The organism is Adhaeribacter terrigena (assembly GCF_016623615.1).
GTDB lineage: Bacteria > Bacteroidota > Bacteroidia > Cytophagales > Hymenobacteraceae > Adhaeribacter_A > Adhaeribacter_A terrigena.
On sequence record NZ_JAEHFX010000010.1, the window covers coordinates 1 to 14573 of the forward strand.

General features: G+C 44.9%; 6 protein-coding genes and 2 tRNA genes. 4 read left to right on the forward strand and 4 right to left on the reverse strand.

The features are described from left to right. Positions 1-148: 148 nt before the first annotated feature. Positions 149-625, forward strand: a complete 477-nt coding sequence (locus I5M27_RS16305) for an SRPBCC family protein (RefSeq protein WP_200507402.1) — start codon at positions 149-151, stop codon at positions 623-625. Between the two features lie 524 nt (positions 626-1149). Here I5M27_RS16305 and chrA read toward each other — a convergent pair. The 3 genes from chrA to I5M27_RS16320 form a co-directional block, all read right to left on the reverse strand. Next, the gene (gene chrA, locus I5M27_RS16310) at positions 1150-2370 is read right to left on the reverse strand and encodes a chromate efflux transporter (RefSeq protein ID WP_200507403.1); all 1221 of its coding nucleotides are present in this window, start codon (positions 2368-2370) and stop codon (positions 1150-1152) included. A gap of 670 nt (positions 2371-3040) precedes the next feature. Next, positions 3041-3113 (reverse strand) — tRNA-Lys (locus I5M27_RS16315). Positions 3114-3178: 65 nt separating this feature from the next. Next, positions 3179-3254: transfer RNA gene (locus I5M27_RS16320), tRNA-Lys, on the reverse strand. 124 nt (positions 3255-3378) lie between these two features. Between I5M27_RS16320 and I5M27_RS16325 the strand changes: the two genes are divergently transcribed. Beyond that, positions 3379-4065 carry a tetratricopeptide repeat protein gene (locus tag I5M27_RS16325; protein WP_200507404.1) on the forward strand — a complete coding sequence of 229 codons (687 nt, stop codon included), beginning with the start codon at positions 3379-3381 and terminating at the stop codon, positions 4063-4065. A 320-nt stretch (positions 4066-4385) separates the two neighbouring features. Then, the gene (locus I5M27_RS16330; protein ID WP_234462564.1) at positions 4386-6482 is read left to right on the forward strand and encodes a GEVED domain-containing protein; all 2097 of its coding nucleotides are present in this window, start codon (positions 4386-4388) and stop codon (positions 6480-6482) included. A 124-nt stretch (positions 6483-6606) separates the two neighbouring features. Here the strand turns inward: I5M27_RS16330 and I5M27_RS16335 are convergent, their stop codons facing one another. After that, positions 6607-7413 (reverse strand): SDR family oxidoreductase, encoded by an 807-nt coding sequence (locus tag I5M27_RS16335; protein ID WP_200507406.1) that lies wholly within the window; start codon positions 7411-7413, stop codon positions 6607-6609. Positions 7414-7955: 542 nt separating this feature from the next. Between I5M27_RS16335 and I5M27_RS18830 the strand changes: the two genes are divergently transcribed. Beyond that, complete coding sequence (locus I5M27_RS18830; RefSeq protein ID WP_200507407.1) at positions 7956-14246, forward strand: PKD domain-containing protein; 6291 nt, start codon at positions 7956-7958, stop codon at positions 14244-14246. The last annotated feature ends 327 nt before the right edge of the window (positions 14247-14573 follow it).

The window sequence follows — 14573 nt, forward strand, 5'->3', positions numbered from 1 at the left end:
ATGATCTTTATAGTACAAACTTCCGAGTAAAAAAGCTGCAACCTCTAAAATCGGGTTGCAGCTTTTTTTTATACCGGTAAAACAATATTACCGGCATTGTGTTTAGAAACCGGTTACCGCTTTTTATGGCCAGTTCCCTACCGTTTTTATGAGTTACCACATTTTAGAACGCACGCAGTTATTACCGGTCACGCTGCCGGAAGCCTGGAAGTTTTTTTCAGCACCCGGTAACTTAAAGCATATTACTCCCGCTTACATGGGCTTCGAGGTCCTTTCCGATTCGGGTTCTGAAACCATGTACCCCGGCCAGATCATAAGTTATTATGTAAAACCCCTTTTTGGTTTTAAAATGTTCTGGATGACGGAGATTACGCACGTGAAAGAGCAGGAATATTTTATTGACGAGCAGCGCTTTGGTCCTTACCAGTTCTGGCACCACACCCACTTTTTCAGGGAAATTCCGGGCGGCGTGGAAATGCGGGATCTGGTACATTACCGCCTACCTTTCGGCCCCTTCGGAAAACTGGCGCATGCGTTACTTGTGAAAAACCAATTGCATGGAATATTCGATTTCAGGTACCAGGTTTTGGAAAAGCAATTTGGAAAGTTTCCGGAGCAGGTTTAGTGAAAAACTGGCGACCGAAAACATAAAATGAATAATACATTGGCCTTGTATGTTTACCACACCAACAGTATTTCTTTTAAATACATGATGGAAATTCAGCCATTAACTTTCTCTATAAAATCTACACCATTTTTTGTCTTTAAAGGTTATTTAGAGTTAAGAGCATGTTTAAATTTTAAACATGCTCTTAACTCTAATTCGTCAACAAAAAAGCCCTGAAATTTTCAGGGCTTTTTTTAAATCAAATTCTGGTCTGTTTAATTACCAAACCAGTAATTACAATACTCACCAATGATTCTTGCTTGGTGAAAAATACTTTATAATTTAACTTTTTCTCATCCTGAACGTTACCTTCGGTTCAGTCTTAATAAATACTTCAACTTGTCAAATAGAAATTGTCAAGTTGAAGTTTTTTTCATCTCTAAAATGGCACCTTAAATTCCAGATAGGTTAATTTTTACGAAACACCAAAAAAGTACTTGTCCGCAGAACACTGTGGCGGAAATTTCAATTAGGATAACTGTTTACATTCCTTTTAAGACTGTAAACCAAAGAAAACCTGCCAATCCTGCTCCTAGAATAACAAAAACCACGGTGAATTTCGATTTTATTTTATAGAGCACTAATAATGAAAGGGCAAAAACCAGGAAGGTAAACCAGTCGGTAATAGTAGTCCGGAAAAGTTGAATGGCCGTTACGGCTATTAAACCAATAACGCCGGCGGTAACTCCATCTAAAAAGCTATGCAATCCTTTATTGGAAATGGTCTTCTCCATAAAATTATGGCCCACCAGGGTAATGACAAATGCAGGGAGAAAAATCGCAAAAGTCATGATCACTGCCCCAGGCCAGCCCGCTCCAAAATAACCAACAAAGGTTGAAAAGATAATTAGCGGAGCCGGAAGTATGCCAGAAAGAGCTATACCATCCAAAAATTGCCGGTTGGTTAACCAGGCATTCTGCATTACCGCATCCTGCTGAATAAAAGGGATTACGGTATAAGCGCCGCCAAAGGTCAGCATGCCGGCTTTTAAACCCGTCCAGAATACAACTAAAGAAGATCGGTTCTGTGCCTGTGAAGTGGAGTTATCTATTGCTCCTCCATCCTGAAACTGCAGTACATTCAGATCGAATAAAATAAAGCAGGCTATCGCAAGTGCTACTCCGCAAAGGGCAGTTAGCAAGATATTACCTTTTACCCAGAAAGAATAAGCTATGCCGGCAAGCGGTAAAACGATAAAGAAACCTACGCCGCAAAAGTAAGCGATGAAAGCAGCAGCAGCAATTGTAAGCAGCCTAAGGTTAATAAGAGCGTGTTTTCCGATCCGGTGTACTGCTGCAAAGATAAGGGCGATCACGGCCGCCTGGAAGCCTATAAAAACAGCCTTCAGAACTGGTGATTCTATTCCAATGCTAACATAAAGCCAGGTGAGCAGCATCATAAAAATAAAGCCGGGTAACATAAAACCTAACCCGGCAAGAATTCCACCAAGCCTGCCGCCAGCCAACATGCCGAAATAAACGCATAGTTCATGCGCTTCAGGCCCTGGCAGCACCTGGTAAATGGCAAGCACCCGGTTGAATTTCTCCGGAGTTACCCATTTCTCTTCCTCCACCAACTCTTCCCTGATCATGGCAATTTGTGCCACCGGCCCACCCCAGGCCAGGAAGCCGAATTTTAAAAACCGAAGGAAAATCTGGAGTTGGGATTGCTTAATTGGTGTTGCAGGTAGCGTGGTTTCCATAGTTAGAATTCGTAGCTACGCACTACGGAATTCTAATATCTTAGATATCGTTAATTATAGAAGGGAAAACCTATTTAATAGTTGAAGATACTAATGCGGTAAAGCAGGTTGTTGGGGTTATATTTAACTTAGAAGGTGAATAGATGGATACATACGAACCATTACCTTGTTTAATAATTCCTGCAATAGTTTTAACCAGTCAATCATAGTTCAAGCAAATTTATTAGGCTGGTAATAGACCGGAACGATAATATTTAGAAATAAAGCTTCGTAAAAAAAGGCAAGCCTACTGCCACAAATAAAGGCTCCCCTATGCAGTATTCCCGTTACCAGGCGCCACCTGGTCCACCCTTACCAATTCGGCAAATGCTAACGATGGAATTAATGCGGATTCTTAAATTTTAATAGCAGGGTTAGTTTAAAACTATGGAAACCAGATATGGCTATTAAAAAATGTCAAAATCGCAATACCTGCCTTGTAGCGTAAATAGGCACCGTGCCTTCCCTAACCTCAGAAAATACCAAGAAAATGGGAATAAATTTCTCTAAGGTGCATAAAATACAATTTACGGTACATGAAAGCACGGTACATCAAAAATATAAACGCATAAAAAAACCCCTCTGAAAAATTCCAAAGGGGTTTTTTATGTGTTTTTAAAAAACACTGCGGTGATCCCGCTGGGATTCGAACCCAGGACCCATACATTAAAAGTGTATTGCTCTACCAGCTGAGCTACAGAATCGGTAAAAAAAAATTAAGAAATCTGGTAAAAAATCTTTCTGCTTTTATAGAAGCAGAAAGATTTGGTGGTGATCCCGCTGGGATTCGAACCCAGGACCCATACATTAAAAGTGTATTGCTCTACCAGCTGAGCTACAGAATCTTTTCTTAACTTTGAAATTCGAAAGGCGTCTCCCTGAATTGCGATGCAAAACTAATAGCTTAATCTTTAAATGCAAAACTATTTCTGCAATTTCTGCTTCTTTTTTTTCATAATTTTCTTCAGTTTGAGCCAACCTGTTTATTCTCAAAAATTTACACCGCAGCTACAAACCGCCGATTCGCTCTATAAAAAGAAGCATTACCTGCAATCGCTGAAGCTTTATCAGGAAATTCTGAAAAATGGCGAAGAATATTCGCCGCAGATGCTTTTGAAAATGGCATACATGGAGGAAGCTTTGCACCGCTATGAGCAATCTATGTATTACCTGAACCTGTATTATAACCGCCACCCCAGCCGCAGTATTTTGCGAAAGATGGAAGAAGTGGCGCAAACCAATGGCCTGATAGGTTACCAATACCGCGACATCGATTTTTTCCGGACCCAGTTCAGGAAATATTATATGAAACTGCTGGAGCTTATGCTGATCGTGGCGGTAGCAACGGTTACGATCATGTTGTTGAAGCGGCGGCAAGACTTTTTCCGAAAACCCGCTTTCCAGATCAGTTTTATAGTTTACCTGGCTTTTCTTTTTTACTACATCAATTTCCTAACCTTCCGCCGCGAAGGTATTACGCAAACGCGGCAGGCAGCCTTGATGGCCCAACCCTCGGCCGGAGGTAAATGGCTGGCTAATTTTGCCCCCGGCAACCGCCTGCACATTACCGGCGAAACCGATATCTGGTATAAAGTTAAATGGCAGGACCAAAGCGCCTTTATCCGAAAGAAGAATTTACTGGTCTTGCCCGATTAAGCTGCAGTTTTTGAGGTTAAAAGGATAGCGTTTTTTCTATTACAAAAAAACAGCAAGTGCATTTTTTTTAAATCTGAATCATTGACCGGGAAACCCTTTTCAGGCAGTTCATATAATAGTTAGCGAAAACTGCGTTTTGTTATTATTTTTACTTTTTCAAATGCCATGCCCAGCCGATGCCTAAAGTTTCCACCCTGTTGCTTAAACTTAGTTTCCTTGTTCTGACTTTTTCATTGCTAAACCATAGCGTTTTGGGGCAATGTCCGGTTCCTAACAGCTGCACGCCGGGTTCCGCCCCAGGTTCCTCCTTTCCGTTCGGCATGGGAATTTATAACGTAAGTGTTGGAAGTGGAGCAAATGGCTTTTCTAACCCTACCACGGGTGGCGCTTCGGCGGGTTATCAGGATTATTCCTGCACGCAAAAAGCTACGATACTGGAAGGAGTTTCTACCGCCATTTCTGTAACCACCAATCCAAATGCGAATGAAAACGTACGGGTCTGGCTGGACCTGGACAACAACGGGGTTTTCAACAATACTACAGAACTGATCTTTTCTTCGGTGAATGCGAAAGTGCATACCGGTTCGTTTATTATTCCGGCAAGTGCGGCGGTAGTAAAAAATACGGTGCTGCGTTTGCGGATTTCGGCCGATAATTTCTCTTCTGCGTTTCCTACGCCCTGTTCTACGCCAGCTTACAGCCAGGTAGAAGATTATGGCCTAACGATTGTTCCAAACACCAATAAACCGGCCGTTGCTTTTTCGGTGAACAATCAGGTTACCTGTTCGCCCACAGTGCAGTTTCAGAATCTAACCCAGAACGGCGCTACCTCTTACCTGTGGCATTTCGGCGATGGCACTACTTCTACGGCTGCCAACCCAAGCCATACCTATGTTGCAACTGGAACCTATACCGTGAAATTGAAAGCTTGTAATGCAAATGGCTGCGATTCTTTAACCCGAACTAATTATATTACTTATCACAATACTTCACCCACCATTACAAATTGCATTCCCGTAACTCAAAATTATTGCTGCGGGTATGGCATTACCAATATTAATTTTGGTAATGGATTAATGGTCAATAATTCTGCAGATGGATCGGTGGGATACGAAGATTTTACGTGTTCAAAAATTTTTACTGTATCATCGGGAAAAACATACCCGATAGCCTTTAACACTGGTAATATTCTGCAGGATGTCAAGTTATATATCGATTTAAATAATGACGGGGCATTTACCGGTCCGAACGAAACAATTCTACAACTTTTCGGCCAGGTTAATCCGGTTGCCAATATTAGTATTCCAACCACACCTTTTCTGAATGTTCCGTTACGAATGCGCATTATCTCCGACGTTCCGGGAAGTATGTTTAATAGTTGTAGCGGGATACAATTAGGCCAGGCCGAAGATTATACTATTAGAATTAGTGAACCTCCGTTTCCTGCATTTACTTTTAGTGCTCAAACACTTTGTGACGGGATTGTTTCATTTTCAGAAAGTTCTATAAGAAACCCAACCAGTAGGTTCTGGAATTTCGGCGATACAGCATCCGGCCCAGCAAATTATTCAACGCTTCAGCAACCAACGCATACTTTTAGCAATGCAGGAATTTATTATGTAACCTTAAAAAGCTGCAATAGCCAGGGCTGTGATTCTATTTCTTTACCGGTGAACGTCGGGAAAAATCTGTCTATTAACCTACCGCCAGTTTGTATTCCTTTTATTAATTTTAACAGATCCAGATTTGCAATTTCTAAAGTGCAGCTGGGAAACATAAATAATAATACCAGCGACTCCAGTCACACTTATTTTAATTATGCTTGTAACAATTTTACCAATTTAGTTTATGGCGGTAATCACCAGATCAGCATTTTAACGCATCCATCAGAATGGATTTTAGTGCAGGTCTGGATAGATATGGATAATGATGGAGACTTTCATACATTGGAGAGAGTGTTCATGTCCTACTCAACTTACAACCATTATAGCTCTTTTACATTGCCAATTGGCGCAAATCCTATTCGGAATACCTATTTGAGAATGAGGGTTAGATCTTCAGATGCAAGGCTAGTTACACCTCCGTTACCTTGTGATAATATTAATGTAGGCGAAACTGAAGATTACGCTGTGATGATTTTAGACCCAACCGGAATACCGGAAAACAATTTATCTAATTCCATAAAAATTTTCCCAAACCCCAACAACGGCACTTTTTCCCTCGAAACCCCTACCGTTTTTAAAGAACATTTCCAGCTGGAACTACATAACCATATCGGGCAGAAAGTAGCGGAGCTGGAATTAAAAAATGCAGAACCTAAAACGCAGATCGATCTGAGTTTCTTACCGAAAGGCATTTATCTGGTCCGGGTTTTCAATAAAGCAGAATCGGCGGTTAAGAAAATAGTAATTCACTAAACGCTTATAACGAAAAGGTCCCTCAAAATTGAAGGACCTTTTCATTATAAGCACTTTTTCAGTCCGAAAGCCTACCGTTATCTAATTCAAAACGCTATGCTTTTCACCTCCGAAACTCGAAGTTTTATTTAAACGGCGAGTCTTTTTCTTTTTTCATGTGGTTGTAAACCAGCTTATCGGCCAGGCTTGGGAACCAGCGGTTCAGGAAGATGGTGAATTTTCCCTGGAATGTTAACACCAGGTCGCGTTGGCGATGAATGGTGGCGCGCAAAATATGGTCGGCTACTTCTTCGGCCGTCATCATTTTTCCTTCGTCGCGCGGCGATTCGCCCTGCACCTGTCCGTTGGCAGCCAAAGCCGTATTGCGGATATTGGAAGCCGTAAAGCCCGGACAAGCCACCAGCACGTGTACATTTTTCGGCAGCAATTCGGTGCGCAACGCTTCCAGAAAACCCTGCATGGCAAACTTGGAAGCCGAATAACCCGTGCGGCCCGGTAAACCACGATAACCGGCAATGGAAGAAACGCCGATAATAGAGCCTTTGGCGGCAGTAAGATAAGGTAGCGCGTATTTGGTGGCGTAAACCGTTCCCCAGAAATTGATATCCATCACCTTCCGGATCACATCCAGCTCCAGGTCTTCGAATAAAGCCCGCATGGAAATACCGGCATTGTTTATCAGAATATCGAGGCGCTGAAACCGGGAAATGGTTTCGGAGATCATGCGTTGCACGTCCGTTTCGTTGCTTACATCGCCGGCTACGGCCAGGCACTCAATATTGTGGGCGGCCAGATCAGCGGCTACTTCGTCCAGGCGTAGCTGGTCGCGGCCGGTGATCACAACTTTGCTGCCGGCCTTCCCAAAAGCAAATGCGCAGGCTTTACCAATGCCGGAACTGCCGCCGGTAATAAGCACAACTTTATTTTTCATATATATCTGAACACGAAGACTGCAAAGGTAAGCAGTAGCAACGTTTTTTAAACTGCCGGCCATCATCTTTTAAATTTCCGGCCTCCGGGCTAAGGGTTTTGTGCCCGGAAGTTGTATTACACACTATAATTCAAATAAAAAAATGATTTTAACCGGCCCGTTTGTGGAAAAATATTTTTTGTTACCCAGGCAACGGTTGGCAAACTAAACGCGTCTTGTTTTTAGCGAAAATCTTGTTTTTTTCCGTGAATAAATTTTACCCCTCATTTTCTCCCATTACTTTTATAGGGCTGGAGCTATGCCCCAAATGGTAGCAAAAAAGGAAAAAAAAAGCTTGCAATACATTATTGAAGCTTTAAAACCCGGGTTCCGCAGCTTTTTCAACTTGGATCCGCTTAAAAACATTTTAATCCGTGTCATGGAAATCCGGCAATTTTTAACAATTTGCGCCCGGATCTAGCATGAGATAAACTTATTTTTACTTCCGCCGGCTGAAAAGCTTTTTTAGAAATAAAACAAACAAAGTATTACTGCTATACAATATGAAAAAATCTTTACTAACAAGGTTTTCGGTTTTACTGATCGTAGCGTTAAGCTTGTTTCAGACAACTGCTTTTGCTCAATGCCCGGTAGCCAATACCTGCTCGCCGGCCCCCGGCGCGGCCCCGACTTCCAACTGGATCTTCGGGATGGGTATTTTTAACGTGAACGTAAACAATGGTGCCATTAATAATACCACCCAGGGCGCAGCCCAGGGTTATCAGGATTATTCCTGCACCATTGGGGCTTCCCTTTTCACGAGCATGAGCTACCCGATCAATATTCAAACCAACCCCAATGTAAACGAGAACGTGAAGGTTTGGATAGATTACAATAACGACGGCAGTTTCCATGCAGTTAACGAACTGGCTTTCAGTTCGCTTAACGCTAAACAACATACCGGCACCTTTACCATTCCGGCCACGGCGGTTACCAATTCGGCGTTACGCATGCGAGTTTCCGCCGATAACTTTTCTTCGGCGATGCCTACCCCCTGCTCTACGCCGCAATATTCGCAGGTGGAAGACTACCGGATAACGGTATCGGCAAATACCAGTGCTCCGATTGCCGACTTTTCTACTTCCGCCACTACCATTTGCTCCCCTACAGCTTGCTTTACCGACCTTTCCCAAAATGGACCAACCTTCTGGCTGTGGAATTTCGGCGACCCGGCTTCCGGGGTAAATAATACATCTACTTTGCAGAACCCTTGCCATACTTTCTCGGCGCCGGGCACTTATACCATTTCTTTAACGGCCATCAATTCAGTAGGCGCCGATACCGAGATAAAAACCAATTACGTTACCTTTCACAACAACGTGCCGGTTGCAGCTGCCTGTACCCCAAACACCATTAATTATTGCTGTGGCTACGGTATTACCAACGTAAACTTCGGCAATGGTTTACTCACCAATACCTCCGCCAACGGCGCGGCCGGTTACCAGGATTTTACCTGTTCAAAATCGGTTTCGGTAATTGCCGGCAATATTTATCCGTTTGCCCTTACCAGTGGTTCTAACCCGCAGGATACCCGCATTTACATAGATCTGAACAACAATGGCAGCTTCGCAGATGCCAACGAAATGGTCGTGCAGGTGCTGAACCAGGTTAACCCAGCAGGCAACATAACCATTCCCGGTACTACTTTTATTAACACGCCTTTGCGCATGCGCATTGTTTCTGATGAAATAGGCAGCTCGTTTAACAGCTGCAGCGGAATTCAGAGCGGTCAGGCAGAAGATTACACCATCATCATTGCGCCAAATCCGAATCCGCCGGTAGCCCAGTTCACCTCTAATTATGCTACCGCCTGCGATACCATAGTGCAGTTTACCGATCTTTCCAGCAATGCGCCTACTTCATGGTTATGGAACTTCGGCGACCCGGCTTCCGGCGCCAACAATACTTCTACGCTCAAAAATCCGGTACATATTTACCACAACGCCGGAACTTATAACGTTACGTTAACGGCCACCAATTCCGTTGCCGGCAACAGTATTACCAAAACCAGTTACATTTCAGTAATTAAGCCATGCCTTATTTATTGTCCATCAGGCGGACACAACAACAATAACGTTTTTATTTCCAACGTATCGTTGAGCAACCTGAATAATGCTTCGGGTCAGGCAGCAGGAGGATATTCCAATTTCACCTCAATGGCGGCTACGCTTTTGCAGGGCAGCCCGGCTACCTTAAGCGTTACCCGCGGCGGCCAGGTATTAAGTTCAGCAGTAAGCGCCTGGATCGATTATAACCGGAACGGCACTTTTGAAGCGAGCGAGCAGGTTATGGCTGTTCCGAGAATGACCGGAGTGGCCACTGCCAGCGTTCTGGTACCGGCCACGGCGCCACTGGGTTCAACCCGCATGCGCGTGATGACTTCTACTGCCATAGCAACTCCTACCAACCCCTGTGCCAGCAACCAGTTCGGTATGGAAGTAGAAGATTATACCGTCATCATCCAGACAAACCAGCAACCGCCGATCCCTGATTTTACCGTAGCAAGCCAGATATCCTGCAGCGGAATCGTTGCTTTCAGCGACAATACCATTAACATTCCTTCTTCCTGGTCCTGGAATTTTGGCGACCCGACCTCCGGAGCAAATAACACTTCCACGTTGCAGAACCCTAGCCACACGTATGCCAGCACCGGCCAATACACGGTTACTTTAATTACCTGCAACAGCTTTGGCTGCGATACCATTGTTAAAACCAATTATATTAATTACGACCCTACCAATGCATTCTGTACCACGGTGGTGATGCCGGCAAACGGCACAGCCCCGAACGCCACCTTATGTGCCGGTACCGTTTACGATCCGGGCGGGCAGTTTGGCATGTATCCGAATATGGCCGACAGCAAGCTGACCATTGCCCCGGCCAACGCCGCTACGGTTTCACTCACGTTCTCTACCTTCGACCTGGAAAATAACTGGGACTTCCTTAAAATCTACGATGGTCCTTCCATCAATTCGCCACTTATTGGTTCGTATACGGGCCTTACGCTGCCGAATGGAGGAACCATTACTTCTACCAGTTCTGCTTTAACCCTGCACTTTACCAGCGATAATGGCGGCGTCCGGAATGGTTTTGCGGCAACCTGGAGCTGTACTCCGGTAACTTCCAAGCCGGCGGCCAACTTCAGGCCAGACCTTACCAATATTTGTACCGGCAGTGTTACTTTCCAGGACCTGTCCACCAACAGCCCTACTTCCTGGCAGTGGAACTTCGGGAACGGTACTACTTCCACCCAACAAAACCCTACCGCCACTTATGCAACAACTACTCCGGGTAACTACAATGTAACCCTGATCGCCTGCAACAGTTTCGGCTGCGATACCATTGTAAAAACCAATATGATAAATATTGCGGTACCATGCGTAACCTACTGTGCTTCCAACGGCCACAACAACAATACCCAGTGGATCAAAACCGTAAATACCGGCGGCATTAATAATACCACCGGCCCAGACGCAAACGGTTATGGTAACTATACTTATTTAACCGGAAACATGATGCTGGCCAGCAGTAATCCAATTACGGTAAGCGTAGGGAACGGAACTGGTTTAGTACCCTATATTGCGATCTGGATCGATTTTAACAAAGACGGGGTTTTTCAGACCACGGAAAGGGTTTACAATGCCCGTACGATAAACAATGGTCTGGGCAACGTTTCTACGACCGGTACCATTACAATTCCGGGCAGTGCCCAAACCGGTTTAACCCGCATGCGCGTGATCATGACCGGCGGCTCCAACCTCACCAACCCTTGCATCACGAACCTGAATCAGACCGATACGGAAGATTACATGATCAACATTACGCCGAACACGCTGCCAACAATTGCGGATTTTTCGGCTGACCTGAATAACATTTGTACCGGAACGGTTCAATTCAATGATATTTCCCTGAACGGAGCTACTTCGTGGCAATGGAATTTTGGAAATGGCAATACTTCTACGCTGCAAAACCCTTCAACAACGTATTCTACCACAACGCCAGGCAGTTATAACGTAACGCTTATTGCTTGTAAAAACGGCGTTTGCGATACGATAACCAAAGCCAATCTGGTAAATATTACAGTGCCTTGCTTAACGTACTGCGTATCTAACGGCCATTTCAATACCAACCAGTGGATCAGCAATGTTACCGTAGGCACAATCAATAATACCTCCGGAGCAGACCAACTGGGTTATGGGAATTATACTTACATGAACACAAGTATGATGGTAGGCAGCACGAATAATCCTTTTTCTGTTACGCTGGGTAGCATAAACGCCTTAAACCGTTATGTTACAGTCTGGATAGACACTAATAAAGATGGTAATTTCCAGAGCTCCGAAAGGGTGTATAATGCTTTTACAACCAATCTTTCCGGGGTAGTTTCTACTACCGGCAATATTACGGTGCCAGGCACGGCCCAAACGGGCTTTACCCGGATGCGCGTTGTAATGGGCCAGTTAGCGAATCTTCAAAATGCCTGCTTATTGAATCAGAATAATATGGAAGTTGAAGATTATACCATCAACATTACTCCGAATACGTTGCCAGTGGTTGCTGATTTCACCGCTGACCTGAATAACCTCTGTAACGGAACAGTTCAATTCAATGATATTTCCCTGAACGGGGCTACTTCCTGGCTGTGGAATTTTGGGAACGGAAATACTTCTACGCTGCAGAACCCGACCGCTACCTATTCTACCACTACCCCGGGCAGTTATACAGTAACCCTTACCGTCTGCAAGAATGGGGTTTGCAATACCGTTACCAAAACCAACCTGGTGAATATTACGGTGCCTTGCTTGAACTATTGCGCTTCCAACGGCCACAACAATACAAACCAGTGGATCGGGAACGTAACTTTCGGCTCGATCATTAATCCTTCCGGTCCGGATGCAAATGCATATGGAAATTATACCTACCTGTCTAACAACGTGATAAGCGGCACCTCTTCTAACTTAATTGCAATTACGTTAGGCAATAATACCGGGCCGTTTGGAAACGCCGATATCTGGATAGACTTTAACAAGGACGGTATTTTCCAGAGTACCGAAAAAGTACTGAGTACGCAGTTTAACGGCGTACCGCGGATTGCCACTGGTATAATCAATATTCCATCTAATACAAGCCTGGGAATTACCCGCATGCGCGTGATCTACAGCCAGACATTCAACCTCTTCGACCCTTGTGCCTCGAATATGTGGATCGGTGAAACGGAAGATTATGCGGTTAACATTCAGCCAAATACCATCCCACCGGTTTCGGATTTCAGTGCTGACCAAACCATTACCTGCAACGGCGTAGTTAATTTCACCGATCTTTCCCAGAACAACCCAACTTCGTGGCTCTGGAATTTTGGCGATGGCAATACTTCTACGTTGCAGAACCCAATCCACACCTATGCCACCCAGGGAACTTACAATGTAACCCTGACCACAAACAACGCCTATGGTATGCACCCGCATACCAAAACAGGATATATTACCTACAGTACAACTAATCCTTACTGTTTCAGTGTGAGCATGCCTACCAACGGCACTACGGTAACACGCACCACCTGCACCGGTACGATTTACGACGACGGCGGACCATCAAATGTATACTCCAATAATGCCAGCGGCACGGTGGTGATAGCCCCAACGGGCGCAACTACTGTCTCGCTCACGTTTTCATCGTTCCAGCTGGAATCCTGCTGCGATTATGTAACGGTTTATGACGGGCCAAATACCACCTCCCCGATTATCGGGATGTATAACGGTACGTTCTTGCCGAATAACGGTGCCCCTATCGTATCTACCGGGAATGCTTTAACGGTTCGGTTTACTACTGACAACAGTGTAACGTTCGACGGCTTCCAGGCTTCCTGGAACTGTGTGATCAATAACCAGCCACCTACCCCGGATTTCACTGTTGCGCCGCCGGTAACCTGCGATGGCCAGGTAAGCTTTACCGACATTTCCTCCAATAACCCAACTACGTGGTCATGGAATTTCGGTGATGGCAATACTTCTACGTTGCAGAACCCGACCCACACCTATGCGAACCCGGGCACTTACTCGGTGTCGTTAACTGCAGGCAATAACAACGGCTCGAATCTTATTACCAAAAACGGCTATATCCTATTCGATCCGAACCACATTGTTTGCCGCACCATAAACATGCCAACGAATTCTACCACCATTACTACCAGGTCATGCACCGGTGACTTGTTTGACGATGGCGGCCCGAATAATTCTTATTCAAATATGGCTGACGGCACCGTGGTTATTGCCCCAACCGGCGCTACGAGTGTTTCGCTTACCTTTACAGGCTTCCACCTCGAATCCTGCTGCGATTACGTGATGATCTACGACGGACCAAGTACAGCTTCGCCGTTGCTGGGCATGTACAATGGCACCATGCTACCGAATAATGGTTTACCGATTACTTCTTCCGGCGGCGCCCTTACCGTTAGGTTCATAACCGATGGCAGCGGCACGTTTCCGGGCTTTGCAGCCAACTGGACCTGCCGTAACAATGTTGGTATTCCGAATGAAGGATTTGCCCCGGCGGCTTTCGAAGTATACCCGAACCCCTCGGCCGGAATGGTTAACCTGCGCCTGAACAACAATACCCCGGAAGACTTTAACCTGGAAGTTACCAATGTGCTGGGTCAGGTTTTGATGCGCAAAGAAATGTCGCTTTCTGAAGACCAGGCGAAACCGCTCGATCTGCGCAGCCTGGCCAAAGGCGTTTACTTCATCAAAATCCAGAACAGTAAAACTTCCGGCGTAAGAAGAATAGTACTGGAATAATTCCTTCGATCAGCAGGCTGGCTCTGAACCGGTCTGCTGATCTTTTAAACTATAATAGCAAACCAAAACACATACTTTTTAGTCCGGAAACCCTAGCGTTTTCCGCGTGCATCTTATTAAAAAACGGTAGGGTTTGGAGATGAAAAACTCATGACGCATTTAGTAAAAGGAAGCTTTCAGAACAGATCCGGGCATTTGCAAAAAAAGCTTACCGGCTCAGGCAACTGAAAGCAGGTTGAATTGCGTCCTGTCATAAACAAATCCTGCAAGGCAGTAGGTAATGATTGCTGCCTGCCAATATTCATTTAAACTGCATTAAACAAACTC